17 protein-coding genes are annotated in these 17,264 nt (G+C 47.2%); 15 read left to right on the top strand and 2 right to left on the bottom strand.

What is annotated here, in order from left to right:
• The first annotated feature begins 33 nt into the window (after window positions 1-33).
• The 10 genes from hrcA to MHH57_RS16570 all read left to right on the top strand — a co-directional run bounded on the left by hrcA (window position 34) and on the right by MHH57_RS16570 (window position 11,154).
• The gene (gene hrcA / locus MHH57_RS16615; protein WP_029515358.1) at window positions 34-1,065 is read left to right on the top strand and encodes a heat-inducible transcriptional repressor HrcA; all 1,032 of its coding nucleotides are present in this window, start codon (window positions 34-36) and stop codon (window positions 1,063-1,065) included.
• A 121-nt stretch (window positions 1,066-1,186) separates the two neighbouring features.
• On the top strand, window positions 1,187-1,759 hold the full coding sequence (grpE, locus tag MHH57_RS16610; protein WP_341071011.1) for a nucleotide exchange factor GrpE: 573 nt from the start codon (window positions 1,187-1,189) through the stop codon (window positions 1,757-1,759).
• 177 nt (window positions 1,760-1,936) lie between these two features.
• On the top strand, window positions 1,937-3,781 hold the full coding sequence (gene dnaK / locus MHH57_RS16605) for a molecular chaperone DnaK (RefSeq protein WP_029515356.1): 1,845 nt from the start codon (window positions 1,937-1,939) through the stop codon (window positions 3,779-3,781).
• Window positions 3,782-4,028: 247 nt separating this feature from the next.
• Window positions 4,029-5,159 carry a molecular chaperone DnaJ gene (gene dnaJ, locus MHH57_RS16600; protein WP_029515355.1) on the top strand — a complete coding sequence of 377 codons (1,131 nt, stop codon included), beginning with the start codon at window positions 4,029-4,031 and terminating at the stop codon, window positions 5,157-5,159.
• Window positions 5,160-5,314: 155 nt separating this feature from the next.
• A complete protein-coding gene (gene dcuS / locus MHH57_RS16595; protein ID WP_081317617.1) occupies window positions 5,315-6,970 on the top strand; it encodes a DcuS/MalK family sensor histidine kinase in 1,656 nt (551 codons plus the stop codon).
• A complete protein-coding gene (dcuR, locus tag MHH57_RS16590; protein WP_069012557.1) occupies window positions 6,963-7,673 on the top strand; it encodes a two-component system response regulator DcuR in 711 nt (236 codons plus the stop codon). The genes dcuS and dcuR overlap by 8 nt, the downstream gene beginning before the upstream one ends.
• Before the next feature lie 121 nt (window positions 7,674-7,794).
• Window positions 7,795-9,141 carry a 2-hydroxycarboxylate transporter family protein gene (locus MHH57_RS16585; RefSeq protein WP_069012558.1) on the top strand — a complete coding sequence of 449 codons (1,347 nt, stop codon included), beginning with the start codon at window positions 7,795-7,797 and terminating at the stop codon, window positions 9,139-9,141.
• Window positions 9,142-9,204: 63 nt separating this feature from the next.
• Window positions 9,205-10,401: a malic enzyme-like NAD(P)-binding protein gene (locus tag MHH57_RS16580; protein WP_069012559.1), complete on the top strand. Its 1,197-nt coding sequence runs from the start codon at window positions 9,205-9,207 to the stop codon at window positions 10,399-10,401.
• A gap of 168 nt (window positions 10,402-10,569) precedes the next feature.
• Window positions 10,570-10,944 (top strand): hypothetical protein, encoded by a 375-nt coding sequence (locus MHH57_RS16575; protein ID WP_069012560.1) that lies wholly within the window; start codon window positions 10,570-10,572, stop codon window positions 10,942-10,944.
• 24 nt (window positions 10,945-10,968) lie between these two features.
• On the top strand, window positions 10,969-11,154 hold the full coding sequence (locus tag MHH57_RS16570) for a YfhD family protein (protein WP_029515349.1): 186 nt from the start codon (window positions 10,969-10,971) through the stop codon (window positions 11,152-11,154).
• An 84-nt stretch (window positions 11,155-11,238) separates the two neighbouring features.
• Here the strand turns inward: MHH57_RS16570 and MHH57_RS16565 are convergent, their stop codons facing one another.
• The gene (locus MHH57_RS16565) at window positions 11,239-11,637 is read right to left on the bottom strand and encodes a hypothetical protein (RefSeq protein WP_141695525.1); all 399 of its coding nucleotides are present in this window, start codon (window positions 11,635-11,637) and stop codon (window positions 11,239-11,241) included.
• 39 nt (window positions 11,638-11,676) lie between these two features.
• Between MHH57_RS16565 and prmA the strand changes: the two genes are divergently transcribed.
• The 5 genes from prmA to MHH57_RS16540 all read left to right on the top strand — a co-directional run bounded on the left by prmA (window position 11,677) and on the right by MHH57_RS16540 (window position 16,174).
• Window positions 11,677-12,642, top strand: a complete 966-nt coding sequence (prmA, locus tag MHH57_RS16560) for a 50S ribosomal protein L11 methyltransferase (protein ID WP_029515347.1) — start codon at window positions 11,677-11,679, stop codon at window positions 12,640-12,642.
• A 2-nt stretch (window positions 12,643-12,644) separates the two neighbouring features.
• A complete protein-coding gene (locus tag MHH57_RS16555; protein WP_029515346.1) occupies window positions 12,645-13,337 on the top strand; it encodes a site-2 protease family protein in 693 nt (230 codons plus the stop codon).
• Window positions 13,338-13,525: 188 nt separating this feature from the next.
• Window positions 13,526-14,290 carry a 16S rRNA (uracil(1498)-N(3))-methyltransferase gene (locus tag MHH57_RS16550; protein ID WP_029515345.1) on the top strand — a complete coding sequence of 255 codons (765 nt, stop codon included), beginning with the start codon at window positions 13,526-13,528 and terminating at the stop codon, window positions 14,288-14,290.
• 1 nt (window position 14,291) lies between these two features.
• Window positions 14,292-15,635: a tRNA (N(6)-L-threonylcarbamoyladenosine(37)-C(2))-methylthiotransferase MtaB gene (gene mtaB, locus MHH57_RS16545; protein ID WP_029515344.1), complete on the top strand. Its 1,344-nt coding sequence runs from the start codon at window positions 14,292-14,294 to the stop codon at window positions 15,633-15,635.
• A 104-nt stretch (window positions 15,636-15,739) separates the two neighbouring features.
• Window positions 15,740-16,174, top strand: coding sequence for an NUDIX domain-containing protein (locus tag MHH57_RS16540; RefSeq protein ID WP_342434311.1), 435 nt, complete (start codon window positions 15,740-15,742; stop codon window positions 16,172-16,174).
• Here MHH57_RS16540 and MHH57_RS16535 read toward each other — a convergent pair.
• A complete protein-coding gene (locus MHH57_RS16535) occupies window positions 16,164-17,186 on the bottom strand; it encodes a Na/Pi symporter (protein WP_069012562.1) in 1,023 nt (340 codons plus the stop codon). The two genes, MHH57_RS16540 and MHH57_RS16535, sit on opposite strands and share 11 nt — an antisense overlap.
• Window positions 17,187-17,264: the final 78 nt, after the last annotated feature.

Below are 17,264 nucleotides of genomic sequence, written 5' to 3'. Positions count from 1 at the left end.
GCTATTATGGATAAACAACAAGGGGGGATTCGCTTGTTAACCGAACGTCAGAGACTCATTCTGAATGCGATTATTGATGACTACATTCGTTCGGCTGAGCCAGTGGGTTCCCGCAGCATATCCAAAAGGCAGGATGTCGGATTCAGCCCGGCCACGATCCGTAATGAAATGTCGGATTTGGAGGAACAGGGCTATCTGGAGCAACCCCATACTTCTGCGGGACGCATCCCGTCTCATAAAGGCTATCGTTATTATGTGGACCATCTGGTACCACTGAATACACTGAAGCCTATGGAAATGCGGGAACTGAAAGCCTTTTATGCCGAAAAGCTGAATGTAATGGAGCAAGTGATCCAGCATGCGTCAGGCATTCTGTCCCATATGACCAATTATACTTCCATCCTGCTTGGGCCGGAGGTTTTTCATACTTCATTGCGTCATTTTCAGCTACTGCCGCTCAACGAAACGACGGCTGTGGCGATAATCGTGACCAATACCGGTCAGGTGGAGAATAAAACGGTAGATATTCCACCGGGAATTTCGATTTCCGAGATGGAGAAGGTTGTGAATTTACTGAACAGCAAGCTGGTCGGTGTGCCGATTTATCAGCTTAAATCACGCCTTTACACCGCACTTGGTCAGGAGATGGAGAAGCATGTGTCTCATTTTGAGGACGCTATGAAGGTGCTGGATAAAGCACTGGATAATGAATCGGATCAGCGCTTGTATTTGAGCGGTGCGACAAACATGCTTAATCAACCTGAATTTAAAGATGTAGAAAAGGTTAAACATATTCTCGATCTGCTGGAGGAAACACCAACGCTGCTTAAACTAATGACACCTGTTGTCGGGGCACCTGAAATTCAAGTCCGCATCGGCACTGAAAATGATCATGAGGCGTTTGCCAATTGCAGCCTGATTACTGCTACGTATGCAGTAGACGGAGAAGCGTTGGGCACTATAGGCATACTGGGTCCGACACGGATGGAATATGCGAGAGTTATTAATATTTTGGGTATCCTGTCTAAGGATTTGACCGCAATGCTAACGCAGCGGTTTAAATAGAACAAAGCCGCATAGGTTGCGGTACTACATGTTCCGCGTCTGGATACGGTTCGTATCCTGCGCGGGTGCATTGTTGCGTGTTTTTGTAAAGGTAGTTATGACTTGAAGGAGGTGAAACATTTTGAAGGAAGAACAAGCGTTCCAAGAAGAAAAAAAACAAAATGTAAGCACAGAGGAAGCCGCCGAAGCGAGCCAGCAGGAAGAGCCGGTTAATGAAGCGGCGGCACTGGAAGACCAAGAAAGCGAAACAGAGCTGAATAAGCTTCGCGCTCAGGCGGAAGAGCATCAGCAACGGTTTTTACGCGCTCAGGCGGATTTTGATAATTTTCGCCGTCGTACGCTGAAAGAAAAAGAAGACCTTGCCAAATATGCATCTATGAAGCTGGTTACCGAGTTGGTGCCTGTTTTGGATAACTTCGAGCGTGCGCTGGCAACGGCACCGCAAGGAGCGGAGTCTGAGTCATTCAGCAAAGGCGTGGAAATGATTTTCCGCCAGTTTGAGAGTGTGCTCCAGGCAGAAGGAGTAACGGCCATGAATTCGGTGGGACAACCGTTTAATCCTGACTTCCATCAGGCTATTATGCAGGTGGAGAGCGAAGAGCATGAGGAAGGCATTGTTGTTGAAGAGGTACAAAAAGGGTACATGCTGAAGGACAAGGTGCTTCGTCCAGCGATGGTAAAAGTGAGCATGTAGCTTTTTCAATATACATGAGGATTTTGCAAAAATCCCATAAGCGACTTTCAATGAACAATATTGCACTTTGGAGCGACTGGAATCGAATTTTGCAAAATTATGACATTAGAAATACATCATTTTGATTCAACCATTCTGGCCTGCGGGCCTCGTATATACAGAAGGAGGAATTGTCCGATGAGCAAAGTAATCGGTATTGACTTAGGTACAACCAACTCTTGTGTGGCTGTTATGGAGGGCGGCGAAGCAGTCGTTATTCCAAATCCGGAAGGCGCACGCACAACCCCTTCCGTTGTTGGTTTCAAAAAAGATGGAGAACGTACTGTAGGGGAAACAGCAAAACGCCAAGCAATTACAAACCCGGATCGTACAATCATGTCCATCAAGCGTCACATGGGTACAAATCATAAAGAAAGCATCGACGGCAAAGAATATTCCGCACAGGAAATTTCCGCTATGATTTTGCAAAAGCTGAAATCCGATGCTGAAGCTTACCTGGGACAAACCGTTTCTCAAGCTGTTATCACTGTTCCAGCTTACTTCAATGACGGTCAACGTCAAGCAACCAAGGATGCAGGTAAAATTGCCGGTCTGGAAGTTCTGCGGATTGTCAATGAGCCGACAGCAGCTGCATTGGCATATGGTATGGAAAAATCCGAAGACCAAACGATCCTGGTATATGACCTGGGTGGCGGTACATTCGACGTATCCATTCTGGAACTGGGCGACGGTTTCTTCGAAGTTAAAGCAACAAGCGGCGATAACAAGCTGGGTGGCGATGACTTTGACCAAGTGATTATTGATTACCTCGTAAATGAGTTCAAAAAAGATCAAGGCATTGACCTGAGCAAAGATAAAGCTGCTGTACAACGTCTGAAAGACGCAGCGGAAAAAGCGAAAAAAGAACTGTCTGGCGTACTGACAACGACGATTTCTTTGCCGTTTATCACAGTAGCTGATGGCGTTCCACAGCATTTGGAGTTGAACCTGACTCGTGCGAAATTTGAAGAATTGTCTGAAGGTCTGGTAGAACGTACTTTGGGACCTACTCGTCAAGCGATGAAAGATGCAGGCATGAGTGCCAGCGACATCGACAAAATCGTTCTGGTCGGCGGTTCCACACGTATTCCGGCTGTACAAGAAGCAATCAAAAAGCTGACAGGTAAAGAGCCTCACAAAGGCGTAAACCCTGATGAAGTGGTAGCTTTGGGCGCGGCAGTTCAAGCGGGTGTACTGACTGGTGATGTGAAAGACGTCGTTCTTCTTGACGTAACTCCACTGTCCCTCGGTATTGAAACCGCAGGTGGCGTATTTACTAAAATGATTGATCGTAACACGACGATCCCTACGAGCAAATCGCAGGTATTCTCGACATATGCCGACAATCAGCCTAGCGTAGAAATTCACGTGCTGCAAGGTGAACGTGAAATGGCAGCAGGCAACAAAACACTGGGTCGCTTCCAATTGGGAGATATCCCTCCAGCACCACGTGGTGTACCGCAAATCGAAGTTACCTTTGATCTGGATGCGAACGGTATCGTGAACGTATCCGCTACAGATAAAGGCACAGGCAAAAGCCAAAAGATTACGATCACATCTTCCAGCGGCTTGAGCGACGAGGAAGTAGAACGTATGATGAAGGATGCCGAGTTGCATGCGGAAGAAGATAAAAAACGCAAAGATTTGGTAGAAGCGAAAAACGCTGCGGATCAACTGATCTACTCTGTAGACAAAACGATTAAAGATCTGGGCGAAAAAGCGGATGCAGGCGAAGTCGAAAAAGCAAATGCAGCAAAAGAAAATCTGCAAAAAACGCTGGAAACCGACAACCTGGAAGATATCAAAAAGGCTACTGAAGAACTGACTGAAATCGTTCAGCAATTGTCTGTAAAGCTGTATGAGCAAGCTGCTCAAGAAGCACAGGCTCAACAAGGCCAAGACGGCGCAGCAGACAGCAAAGGCCGTGACAATGTGGTTGACGCGGACTATGAAGTTGTTGACGAAGACCAGAAGAAAGACTAAGTTACGGATCGGGTAGTGGTAGCTTTACGGTACACCGATGCGTTATGATATACTGAATAGTAATTGCAGCGTAGCTGCCTTGATAAATAACAATTAGCCGAAGGGTAAGAGTTATTTCCAAGATAAATAAGCATATTACGGGTTGTACTGCCTTGAAATGATGGGAAGGTCAAAGCCGGGTCATCCCGTGCCTTTGGCTTTCCTTTTATATGTAGTGCAGACACGTTGTAGGCATGGGGGTGGAACATTGGCTGATAAGCGTGATTATTATGAGGTGCTGGGCGTCGCGAAGGGCGCTTCGGATGATGAAGTCAAAAAGGCTTACCGTAAGCTTGCGCGTCAGTATCATCCGGACGTGAACAAGGCTGCGGACGCGGAAACTAAATTTAAAGAAGTGAAAGAAGCTTACGATGTTCTCAGCGATGGTCAGAAGCGGGCAAGATATGACCAGTATGGTCATGTAGACCCGAACCAAGGCATGGGAGGCGGCTTTGGTGGTGGTGCCGACTTCGGTGGCGGGTTTGGCGATATTTTTGATATGTTCTTTGGTGGCGGCGGTAACGGCCGACGCGATCCGAATGCACCGCAGCGTGGGAACGATCTTCAATATACGATGACGATTGAATTCAAGGAAGCAGTGTTCGGTAAAGAAACCGACATTCATATTGAACGTACGGAAACATGTGATACGTGTCACGGTACGGGAGCCAAAGCGGGTACTCAACCACAAACCTGCTCCGTCTGCCACGGCAGCGGACAGGAAGAAGTGGTGCAGAATACACCGTTTGGTCGTATGGTTAATCGACGCGCCTGCTCTAATTGCGGCGGTTCCGGTAAAATCATTAAAGAAAAATGTACGACTTGTAGCGGTTCCGGTCGGGTACGCAAGCAACGTAAAATTCATATTCGCATTCCAGCGGGTGTGGATGACGGCGCACAGATGCGTATTAACGGTGAAGGCGAAGGTGGTGTCAACGGAGGACCGGCAGGTGACTTGTACGTCGTGTTCCGTGTGAAATCGCACGACTTCTTTGAGCGTGAGGGAGACGATATCTACTGCGAAATTCCGCTGACGTTCTCACAGGCAGCATTGGGAGATGAAGTCGAGATCCCGACGTTGACCGAGAAAGTGAAGTTGAAAGTTCCAGCAGGTACGCAAACAGGTACTTACTTCCGTCTTAAAGGAAAAGGTGTGCCAAAACTGCGTGGCGTTGGTCAGGGTGACCAGCATATTAAGGTAGTTGTGATAACGCCTAGCAAGCTGAGTGAGGAACAAAAGGATTTACTGCGTCAGTTCTCTTCGCTTAGCGGAGAACAGACGCATGAGAATGAGCAGTCTTTTTTTGACCGTGTGAAGCGCGCCTTCCGAGGCGACTAAGCCCAATTAGAAATCGCGGAGCTTCAACCATGAATCAAAGGAAACTATTCCGCAATTGCGGGGTAGTTCCTTTTTTTATATTCAGGTAAACACATACATAACCATTTTTGTATAGGCATGTTGAACTATCGAGACTTAATATCAAGTAGAAAGGGGTGAGTTCCATCGGAAATGTACAGCTCAAGCTGCGTCGGGGTAAACCACTATTAAAGCTCAGAGGCCTAATTACACTGCTAGTATGTCTAGTTATGGCACTTGTGCTTCTGCCTGTAACCCTGTTATTTGCGGAGAGAGTGGAGCAGGAAACTGAGAAGGGACTGGAAGAAAAGGCAATGTCCATCGCGCGTACACTCGCCCATACGCCGCTTATTGTCAAGCAATTGCAAGGGACAGGTTCGTCTCTTTCCATGCAGGAGTATGTAAAGAGGGTCTCAGTAGCAAATCACATCCAGTTCATCGTGGCTATGGATATGAAGGGAATTCGTAAAACGCACCCGGATGCTAGGATGATCGGCAAAGCCTTTGTCGGTGGAGACGAGTATACTGCACTTCATGGCCATGAGAGCGTGTCCGTTGCGAAGGGTACATTGGGCTTGTCCATGAGAGCCTTTTCCCCCGTGTTCAGTTCAACGGGGAAGCAGGTAGGGGCGATTGTTGTTGGTATATCCATGCAAGATGTACAGATGGCTCAGGAAGGCAACAACCGTCTTATTGCTATCGCCCTTGGCATCGGAATATTGATCGGCACTGGAGGTGCGGTAGTGCTGGCTCGTAAAATCAAAAATATGCTAGTCGGTCTGGAGCCGCCGGAAATCGCACGCTTGCTGGAGGAACGCAGTGCTATGTTGCAATCCATCAAGGAAGGAGTTATTGCGGTAGATGAATTCGGTCGCGTCATGCTGATGAATGCAGAAGCGATTCGTCTACTTAGACAAGCGGGGATTGAAGATTTCTCATTCTCCGGACAGGAAATTACCGTTTATCTATCCGCTTTTCGATTGCAAGAGGTCCTGGAAGCGAGTACTCCACAAATGGATGAGGAAATGGAGCTGGGTGGAATAACTTTGCTGACTACCAGTGTTCCGATACGGGTCAAAGGGGAAATTGTGGGGGCAATTGTAACCTTTCGAGATAAAACGGAAATGAACCAGCTGGCAGAACGTTTGACAGGAGTGTCCCTGTACACGGAAGCACTACGTGCGCAGGCTCATGAATTTATGAACAAGCTGCATGTCATTATGGGGATGGTGCACTTGCAAATGTATGATAAACTGGAGCATTACATTATGGATGCCGTCGAGCATCATCAAGTGGAAATTGGCTCTATCACCCGGCAGATTAGGGACCCGGTTATGGCAGGGTTTGTGTTGGGAAAATTAAGCCGGGCCAGAGAGGTAGCGGTAAGTTTTGAACTGACTCCAGGTAGTTACTTGCCCGAATCCAGTCAAACTCAAACGACGCATGAACTGATTACTATTCTTGGCAATCTGTTTGATAATGCGGTGGAGGCGATGGAATCTTTCGAGCACAAGCGAATTACCCTTTCACTTTATTATGAAGAAAGCCAGAAGAACGGTTATCTGACCTGTATCATGTGCGACAATGGTCCAGGTATACCGGAAGGACTTGTGAAGGCTATATTTGAAAAAGGTTTTTCGACCAAGGGAGAGTCACGAGGGATGGGTCTTTATCTAGTGACGCAAAGCGTGAAAAGATTACAGGGAAGTATAAAGTTAATCCCAGCCGAGCAAGGGTGCTGTTTTCAGATTACGATTCCATACATTATAGCGGGGAATGATGAACATGATTAATGTCCTGATTGTAGAAGATGATCCGATGGTTGCGGAATTTAACCGCAAATATATGGAGCAGGTAGAAGGTTTCCGATGTGGGGGTTGGGCTTCTTCTGTGGAAGAGGCTAAGAAATATATAGCTGAACAAGCCATTGATCTGATATTGCTAGATGTGTATATGCAGGAAAACAATGGCCTCGATTTACTGTCATTCATACGGGAGACAGGTGTAAATATAGATGTCATTGTCATCTCGGCTGCAAGTGACATGAACAGTGTCAAAAAAGCAATGAACTTCGGCGCGGTGGATTACTTAATTAAGCCGTTCCACTTTAACCGTTTTTTGGAGGCCCTCACGGGGTACCGAGAGCACATTAGCATCGTGCGTGAGCGCAGTCTACTTTCTCAGGAGGAGTTGGACCGACTGATTTATCATAAAAGCTTGACTAAAGACTTGGCACGATTGCCCAAAGGCATAACTAAATCCACGCTGGCTATGATATGGAATTGTATCCAGCGGCACAATAATAAGGTACTATTTTCCACCGAGGATATTGCGGAGAGTGCAGGGATATCCAGGGTGTCTATGCGCAAGTACCTGGCTTTTATGACAGAGATTGAGGCTCTTTCCATGGAAACCATATACGGAACCATAGGACGCCCTGTTTACCAATACCGAATATTGCCACAGGCAGAAGACATCATGAATAGTTTTATTTAAGTCTTCTTTCCGATTACTTTAATTACAAAAGTGAATGATTAGTTTTAAAACCAAATAAAGCGTTTTCCAAGGTGTAGAATGGAAACATGATCATCATTCTTCACTTTATGGAGGGAGATTTATGGAAAATGCTACGAACCAGCCTGTCATTCAAAAGGGGCAAAGATGGAGCAAAAATTTTGTAGATGGCATGAGAATGCTGGGCAGGGTAAAGGTGGGGGTTATTCCTCTTCCGCTCTATGCCGTGATCGCGCTGATTGTTTATGCAGCTGCAATTACTGAAAGAATTCCGAACGATCTGTTAGGCGGGTTTGCCGTCATCATGATTTTAGGTATACTGCTCAGTGATCTAGGGGCCAAACTTCCGTTGCTTAAGCATATTGGCGGGCCGGCCATTTTATCTCTTATGGTTCCATCGTTAATGGTATTTTGGAATATGTTCAGTCCATCTGCGATGGGTGCTGTACACACGCTTATGAAAACCTCGAATTTTCTTTACTTCTACATCGCATGTCTAGTAACGGGTAGTATTCTTGGTATGGATCGGAAAATGCTGATGAACGGAATTGTCAGGATTTTCGCCCCCATTATTATAGGATCTATTGCAGCAGTTGCCGTGGGGATGATAGTGGGTATGGCTTTTGGCTATAGCGCCTATCATACATTTTTTTTCATCATCATTCCGATTATCTCCGGTGGGATTGGGGAAGGCATTTTACCGTTGTCCATTTCGTATGGATTGGTGCTGGGCAAGGATTCGGCAATATTCGTGTCTCAATTTATCCCCGCTGCAATTATCGGGAACATTGTTGCAATCATAGGTGCGGGTATTCTGAAGAGATTAGCGGAGAAAAATCCAAAAACTTCAGGTAACGGGAGGTTATTGAAACTAGAAAAACATGCAGAAAAGCTAGCCCCGGCAAGTCTGGAACAATCGATTTCTTTTCCATTGATGGGAGGAGGTCTGCTGTTAGCTTGCACTTTCTTTATTGTGGGTAAGTTGCTGGAGCCGTATCTCCATATTCCAGGTCCGATCCTCATGATTCTGGCGGCGGCGTTAATTAAGTGCATTCAGATTATGCCGAACACATTGGAGCAGGGAGCTTTTCACTTATACAAATGTATAACGGCAAGTCTGACATGGCCCTTGATGGTGGGATTGGGTATTTTGTATGTACCTTTGGATAGTGTGGTTGGGATCTTAACGGTTCCTTATGCCATCACCTGCGCATCTGTTGTAGTTGCATTGATTGTTACCGGATACTTCACAGGAAAATGGATTCACATGTATCCTGTAGAAGCTGCTTTGGTGACTAGCTGTCGCGGTGGATTAGGGGGCACGGGAGATGTAGCCATTCTGTCTGCGTCCAATCGGATGGAACTGATGCCTTTTGCGCAAATTGCAACACGTATTGGTGGGGCAGGCACGGTCATTTTAGCAACTTTGTTACTCCAATTATGGAGCTGATGAGTTTTATACACAGGACTGAGATTCATATCCAAAAAGAGACATGAAAGGACGGAGAAAAATATGAGCAGTTTAATAGATGAAATTAGAGAATTACACGCAGGTGGCAAAATGGAGACCTTACCGAAGAAACCAATTGAAACGATGGAGGGGCTGTCCAAAGTGTATACGCCGGGTGTAGCTGAAATTTGTATGGAAATTGCCAATGACCCTGCCAAAGCGTTCGAATTAACGATCAAAAAAAATACTGTAGCGGTCGTATCAGATGGAACAGCAGTACTGGGATTAGGAGATATCGGGCCGGAGGCTGCTATGCCTGTAATGGAGGGTAAAGCGGTGTTGTTCAAACAATTTGCAGGTGTCGACGCCTTTCCGATTTGTCTCAACACGAAGGACGCTGATGAAATTGTTCAAATTGTTAAAATGATTGCTCCTGCTTTTGGCGGCATTAATTTGGAGGATATATCTTCGCCACGCTGTTTTGAAATCGAGAGACGGTTGAAGCAGGAACTGGACATTCCAGTATTTCATGATGATCAACATGGTACGGCAGTCGTTGTGTTAGCGGGTCTGGTCAATGCATTAAAGGTATGTGGCAAAAAAATGGAGGATGTCAAAGTCGTATTTGCAGGAATCGGTGCAGCGGGTATGGCCTGCTCCCGTATGCTGCTTAAGGCAGGTGTGCGCAATCTGATTGGCGTTGATCGACAGGGAGCTATTCACCGTGATGTGGAGTACAGTAATCCGCATTGGACAGAGTATGCGAACATGACTAATCCGCACAATTTAAGTGGGAGTTTATCCGAGGTGATTGTGGGAGCTGATGTATTCATCGGTGTGTCAGGCCCGAACATACTGACTGTAGAGGATATACAGAGCATGGCAACTGATCCTATTGTGTTCGCCATGGCGAATCCGATTCCGGAAATCGATCCGGCTGTAGCTGCACCTTATGTACGTGTGCTCGCTACTGGCCGCTCCGATTTTCCAAATCAGATTAACAATGTGCTGTGCTTCCCGGGAATTTTCCGGGGTGCTCTAGATTGTCATGCTACGACGATTAATGAGGAAATGAAACTAGCTGCCGGACTTGCCATCGCTGATGCGATCTGTCCTGAGGAGCTAAGTGAAACTTATATCATACCGAATGTCTTTAATCCGAAGGTGGTTCAAAAGGTACGGGATGCAGTTATTCGCGCTGCTTGGGAGACAGGAGTAGCTAAGTCAGGTGAAGCTCCAGCAGCTGTTTTACACCCGTAAAAGTTATGCTCTTCACAAACTCTGGTTCACTGTCTTGGCCTACTGTTCTTGATATCGTCTGCATCCGTCGGAATATAAAATCGTGCCAATGAGCAGGATATAACAAAGCGTAACGCTCTATGCTCTTGAAGAGCAGTTGCGCTCAATACTACACAGGGAGATTTTGAGATGGGCGAAAAAAATATTTTGGCGTATTTCAAAAGTCCTGAGGAAGCACAGGGAGCTGCTAGAAAACTGGAAGCTCTCCGGGCAGCCGATGTGTCGATAGACCGATTTAGCCGGTATCCGCGGCAGTCTACTGGCAACGCCGGATTGCCTGTATTTTCAGGACAGATTAGCAGCTTGTCCTCATTGACACAGGGCGTGGACTTTACAGATGCAACTCCAGCAATACTGGCTGCGGCTGATCCGTCCGCCAGTGGCATGAGTGATGGAGGACAGGGCGGACCGACAGGCCGCGATATTTTGTTGACTGCTGTGGTGGATGAATCCATTCATCATCAGGCAATGTCCATCGTGGAACAAGCGGGTGGAATGCTGTGAAAAGTTTGGAAGGGGCAGTGACCGATGTCTAAAAACAAACGGTTTGATAAAGTGCTAACCAAAACAGAGAAAATCAAACGCATGCAATCTGCTAAAAATGAAGATGTTGAGTTCTCAGCAGATCAGGCAGATGCTGAGGATCTGGAAGCGATCCGGCGTAGCGAAGGAGCTGACCGTCGTCAGCAGCGTATCATAAACGACAATGAGTAGAATTTAATAAGACGGGTTATCTCCATCAATAGGATGATTTGTGGGATAGCCCGTCTTATTTGTGTTCTTTCCTTTTTCTATTCATTATCCGCTGTATGCTGTTGCACTAAAAACAAGAGGACCGGCGACGAAAGCAGTAGTCGCAGGCGTTTGATTTTCAATAATTAGTTGGTAGTTTTGCACGCCCAGAGGCGCAACGTCTACCGTTTCGACATTAAGAATAATATTGTTATCGAAGACATTGGATTCCAGTCCGTAATAAATTTCCTTGCCGGCTCTCCATATACGTACAAGTACTCGAATGTTGCCGACACCGACGAAACGTAGTCCAATCGAGGCTTTTAACTCTACACGGTTGTTGACAGCACCAGAAATAGCAGGATCAATAAATACAGACGTCGTAGCAATTCCAAGTCCGGCTGGAGAAATCGGAAAAGGACGATTACCAGCTTTTTTGAACTCCTGTGCATGTATATAGTACAATGTAATGTATGCATGTGAAATGAGGAGGAAATGAAAACCATGTTGTGGAATGAAATTACAATACATACAACCGAAGAAGCCATCGAAATGATTTCGAATTTTCTGCACGAAGCAGGTGCAGGAGGGGTTTCCATTGAAGAATCCGGTTCGCTCAACAAGCCGCGGGATACGTCCTATGGACAGTGGTATGATCGACCTTTGAACGACATACCTGAAGGACAAGCGATCATCAAAGGCTATTTTGCCGAAGAAGTGGACATGGATAGTATTCGTTCGCAAATTGAGCCGCGCGTCGAAGAATTGAGAACTTTCGATATTGACCCTGGTGAGGTTCAGTATGAACTGAAAACAGTTGATGAGGACGACTGGGCAAATGCTTGGAAGCAATATTTCAAGCCTTTGCGTGTGTCGGACCGTCTGACGATTAAACCCACTTGGGAGGACTATGAGCCTGCGAGTGAAGAGGAAAAAATCATTGAGCTGGACCCTGGTATGGCCTTCGGGACTGGAACGCATCCTACGACATCCCTTTGTCTGAGAACGCTGGAATCTGTAATTAAGGGCGGGGAAGAAGTCATTGATGTCGGCACGGGTTCCGGTATTTTGGCCATTGGAGCTGTAAAGCTGGGAGCGAAGCATGTACTTGCCTTGGATCTCGATCCGGTGGCAGTATCCAGTGCGCGGGAAAATACGCGTCTGAACGGGCTGGAGGAACGCATTACCATTAAAGAAAGTGATTTGCTATCGGTGCTTAATGCAAGCGATCCAACGCTGGGTATCCAGTTACCCGTCAAGCTAGTGGTAGCTAATATATTGGCAGAGATTATTTTGCTGTTCATTGACGATGTATATAAAGCCCTGGAACCAGGTGGTATTTATATTGCTTCAGGGATTTGGAAGAACAAAGAAGAAGTTGTCGAAACTGCGTTGAAGGCAGCTGGCTTTGAGATTGCCGAAATAAGCCGGGATGAAGATTGGCTGGCGTTTGTGGCGAGAAAGAGGTAAGTATGGATTTTTTACAAAATATTTTTCGTGTAAATTTAAATGTTCTTCCATTTTATTTGCTGGCCGTGATCATATCGTTCACGGTTCATGAGTTTGCACATGCATTTTATGCCAATAAATTTGGTGACCCTACAGCCAAGCTACTTGGGCGCGTGACTTTAAATCCGGCAGTGCATATTGACCTGCTGGGTACGCTACTGCTGCTGATCGGAGGCTTTGGCTGGGCCAAGCCAGTTCCGGTTAATCGTGATAACTTTAGTCGTCCGCGCCTCATGGGCATTATTGTATCGGCTGCGGGTCCGCTCAGCAATCTGCTGCTTGCATTTGTTACTACTTTAATCTATGCCGTGCTCCTTCATTTTCAAGTATTGCCGGGGATGGAGAACCAACGGGTGGCTCAAGCAATCTATTTGTTTATCAATGCTTTGATCAATTTAAATCTGTTTTTGTTTATCTTTAATTTGATCCCATTGCCTCCACTGGATGGATACCGGATTGTGGAAGATGTGGCCCCCACTCCTGTACGTCGCAAACTCCAGCAGTTTGAACAGTGGTCGATCTTTATTTTTCTGCTTATCCTGGTCATTCCACAGGTTCGAGTTGTAACGATTGAACCTCTTTACACGCTGGCCCAGATGATTTATATACAGTTTTTGCAGTTCTCTTTTTATATCACTGGATTGTTCGGAGCCTAAGGGCTCCTTTTTTTACGAGAATGGTAGGTATACCTTGAATAGAAGAGTGAACAGACTGGTCATACAGGCGCAAAAGATGATATGATGTTGCTTGGTGATTTATTCGGATTTTGTACGGAACATTAGTGGATAACAGTTATTTTTAGAATGAGGATTTTTGCAAAATCCAGGAATAGGTGTGAGAGAGAATGCAGCGTTATTTTATTCCGGCAGAGCAATTTCTAGAAGATCACGTGATTGTTGCGGGTGAGGACGCGCGGCATATCGCTAAAGTCATGCGGGGCCGTAGTGGTGACAAAATTATAGTCAGTGACGGGGTATCTAGGGAAGCACTGGCTGCATTGGATACGATAGAGCAGGATCATGTTACGGCGACGATTATTGAGCCGCTGAAGATGACCTCTGAACCGCATGTGCAGGTCACCATCGCTCAGAGTCTTCCTAAAGGAGACAAGATGGAGACGGTGATGCAAAAATGTACAGAAATCGGAGCAACCGGGTTTGTACCGTTTTTGTCCGAGCGTACAGTAGTGCAGTATGATGCCAAAAAAGAAGGCAAGCGACTGGAGCGTTGGCGCAAGATTGTGAAGGAAGCGGCTGAACAAAGCCACCGTAACCGGATTCCAGAAATTAGTGCGCCAATGACGTGGAAAGAACTTCTGGCTTCTTTTGCTGGGTATGATTTGATATGTTATTGTTATGAAAAAGAGCAGGGTCAGCAGCTACGGGATGTAATCCAGCCATTGGTAGGACAATGGGCGTCGACGGACATGCCGCGTGTTCTGCTGGTGGTAGGCCCGGAAGGCGGCTTTACTGAAGCGGAAAGCCTGGAGGCCGAGCAGGCTGGGGCCCAGTCTACAGGACTGGGAAGACGTATTTTGCGTGCTGAGACCGCAGGAATGGCTGCATTGGCTTGCATTTTATATGAGACAGGAGAAATGGGAGGGGTTTAATATGCCGTCAGTGGCATTTTACACATTGGGCTGTAAGGTAAACTTTTATGATACAGAAGCGATCTGGCAGCTGTTTAAAAATGAAGGTTATGAACAGGTGGACTTTGATGAGCAGACCGCGGATGTCTATCTTATTAATACATGTACCGTTACGAATACCGGTGATAAAAAGAGTCGTCAGATCATTCGCCGCGCGATTCGCCGGAATCCAGATGCCATTGTGGCAGTGACGGGCTGCTACGCCCAAACTTCTCCTGCCGAAATTATGGATATTCCTGGCGTTGATCTCGTTATCGGGACTCAAGATCGGGACAAAATCATTCCGTTCGTGCAGGAAATTCAAGGGACGCGTCAACCAGTGAACGCCGTGCGCAATATTATGAAAACGCGTGTATTTGAGGAAATGGATGTGCCTGATTTTGCTAATCATACTCGGGCCTTTTTGAAAATTCAGGATGGGTGCAACAACTTCTGTACCTTCTGCATCATTCCATGGTCGCGGGGGCTATCCCGCAGTCGTGACGCTGCGAGCATTATTGCACAGGCGCGTCAACTGGTACACGCAGGCTACAAGGAAATAGTACTCACTGGTATCCATACTGGCGGTTATGGTGACGACATGGATAATTATGACCTATCTGATCTGCTGTGGGATCTGGAGAAAGTGGAAGGGCTGGAGCGTATCCGCATCAGTTCGATTGAAGCCAGCCAGATTGATGAAAAAATGCTTGATGTACTGAACCGTTCCACCAAGCTGGTTCGTCATTTTCATATACCGCTTCAGGCGGGGGACGACACTGTATTGAAACGGATGCGTCGTAAGTACACCACAGAAGAGTTTTATAACAAAATGCTTATGATTCGCAAAGCAATGCCCGATGTTGCGATTACAACGGACGTAATTGTCGGCTTCCCTGGGGAGACGGATGAAATGTTCCGCAATGGCTATGAGCTGATGAAAAAAATCGGTTTTTCAGAAATGCATGTGTTTCCGTACTCCAAGCGTAGTGGAACTCCTGCGGCGCGTATGGAGGATCAGGTGGACGAAGACGTGAAAAATGCACGAGTGCATGAGCTGATACAACTGTCAGAGCAAATGCAACTGGCGTATGCTGAGAGGTTTGTAGGTCAGGTGCTGGAGGTCATTCCGGAAGTTGCGCCGAAAGGGACCGAAGATAGCGGCATACTCCATGGATATAGTGACAATTATATTCAACTGGCGTTTGAAGGTACTGAGGATCTGGTTGGCAAGGTATGCCGCGTGAAGCTAACGAAGGCAGGCATTAATGAAAGTGAAGGCCAATTGGTTCGCGTACTGGAGAATGGGCTGCAAACAGCTCTGTAAGAACAAAAAAAGCCTGAAAAGGCAATAGAGATGGCAAACAAGGATTTCGCCTTTCCTTACAGAGAGGACGGAATCCTTGTTGCGCAAGGAAGGGAGATTACAGGATGGCAGCAAAAAAGGAAATTTCAGCAGGCGGTGTTGTGTTTCACAAACAGGGGGAGCAACTTGAAATTCAGCTCATTACTGACCGATATGGCAAGGTATCCTTGGCTAAAGGAAAAATGGAGTTGGGAGAAACAATCGAACAGACGGCTTTACGTGAAATTCGCGAGGAAACAGGGTTGAACGGGCGGATTATCCAGCATGTAGATATGATTGCTTATACGTATCAGCATCCGGAATTTGGGGAAGTGGATAAAGAAGTACACTATTATCTTGTAGAGGCACTAGATGGGGATTTACAGGCACAAATCGAAGAAATTAAGGGAGTTGCATGGCATAAGCCTGAGGAAGCATGGCTTCTCCAGCGCCAGGGCGGATATGACAATAATGATGTCATTTTGAGCAAGGCGCTGTCCATGCTAGGAATTAACGTTTGATTCTGTGGGGAGATATACGATCCTCTAAACGCGTCCATACAGGTAGGTAGCACAGAGGCAAGACCAGCAGAGAGCTAATGACGTTAAACAGGGTTTGGGCATGGGCTACCTTGGCTCCGGGCTCGGTAGATATCCAGGCGGCGGCCATTTCTAGCCCAGGGATCAACGGCATAAAGAGCAAGGCTCCGCCTACGTTCAGCAGCACATGGGACCAGGCTACAAATTTGCCGGACACGCTGCCACCAACAGCGGCAATCAGGGCGGTTACGCAGGTGCCTACATTGGAGCCGATGACGATGGCGATCCCCACATCGGCTGGCAAGGCACCCGCAGCGGCAAGGCTGATCGCCATGCCAATAACGGCTGCGCTACTGTGAACCAGTGCGGTCAGGCAGGCACCCGCAGCGAAGGCCCACCACATGTTGGCCGCAGCGTGATCAAGAAACCAGCGGAATAGTCCGGCCTGCTCAATCCATGGGCCGACCGTTTGCATTACGCGGATACCCGCCAGAATCAGCGAAAATCCAGCAAATACGAGGCTGATATATTGTACAGCCTGCGGACGGCTAAGCCCATTGGAGCCGGGTGAAATTCCGGCAGACGCGTACTGGCGAACGGAGACGGATTCTCCCCACAGTACGGCGGCGCTCCAGCAGAGCAGTGAGCCGCAGAGCAGCGGAACAGCCAGCTTGCCAAGCTGGAGCCCCATCAGCTCGGTGGTGAGACAGGTACCGATATTGGTGCCAAGAATGATGCCGAGCGTACGGCCATAGGTCAATAGCCCGGCGTTGACCAGTCCGATCGTCAGCACCGTTACAGCGGTGCTGCTTTGCAACAGGGCGGTAATGCCTGAACTGAACAGCATACCCCGCCAAGGGGAAACGGTGGCGCGGTTCAGCCAACGGGTGAGGAAGGGGCCAGCCAAATGCCGGAGGGCTGCTTCCATCAGCTTCATCCCGCCCAAAAAAATAAACAGTCCGCCGCACAGCGGGAGTATAACATGTATAAGCACGGGCATAGCCCCCTTTTCTAGGTGAAAATACTTATGTAACAGCCTATGATCTGTCGAGGACAGCCATGACAAGCATGG

This window comes from Paenibacillus sp. FSL H7-0442 (assembly GCF_038593105.1).
GTDB lineage: Bacteria > Bacillota > Bacilli > Paenibacillales > Paenibacillaceae > Paenibacillus > Paenibacillus polymyxa_D.
This window is presented reverse-complemented; position numbering and strand designations above follow the sequence as displayed.

What these genes read in the sequence shown, in the direction of transcription:
- dnaK (WP_029515356.1), top strand. Translation starts at nt 1,937, where the DNA reads ATGAGCAAAGTAATCGGTATTGACTTAGGTACAACCAACTCTTGTGTG.
- dcuR (WP_069012557.1), top strand. Translation starts at nt 6,963, where the DNA reads ATGATTAATGTCCTGATTGTAGAAGATGATCCGATGGTTGCGGAATTT.
- MHH57_RS16585 (WP_069012558.1), top strand. Translation starts at nt 7,795, where the DNA reads ATGGAAAATGCTACGAACCAGCCTGTCATTCAAAAGGGGCAAAGATGG.
- MHH57_RS16580 (WP_069012559.1), top strand. Translation starts at nt 9,205, where the DNA reads ATGAGCAGTTTAATAGATGAAATTAGAGAATTACACGCAGGTGGCAAA.
- MHH57_RS16575 (WP_069012560.1), top strand. Translation starts at nt 10,570, where the DNA reads ATGGGCGAAAAAAATATTTTGGCGTATTTCAAAAGTCCTGAGGAAGCA.
- MHH57_RS16570 (WP_029515349.1), top strand. Translation starts at nt 10,969, where the DNA reads ATGTCTAAAAACAAACGGTTTGATAAAGTGCTAACCAAAACAGAGAAA.
- prmA (WP_029515347.1), top strand. Translation starts at nt 11,677, where the DNA reads ATGTTGTGGAATGAAATTACAATACATACAACCGAAGAAGCCATCGAA.
- MHH57_RS16555 (WP_029515346.1), top strand. Translation starts at nt 12,645, where the DNA reads ATGGATTTTTTACAAAATATTTTTCGTGTAAATTTAAATGTTCTTCCA.
- MHH57_RS16550 (WP_029515345.1), top strand. Translation starts at nt 13,526, where the DNA reads ATGCAGCGTTATTTTATTCCGGCAGAGCAATTTCTAGAAGATCACGTG.
- mtaB (WP_029515344.1), top strand. Translation starts at nt 14,292, where the DNA reads ATGCCGTCAGTGGCATTTTACACATTGGGCTGTAAGGTAAACTTTTAT.
- MHH57_RS16540 (WP_342434311.1), top strand. Translation starts at nt 15,740, where the DNA reads ATGGCAGCAAAAAAGGAAATTTCAGCAGGCGGTGTTGTGTTTCACAAA.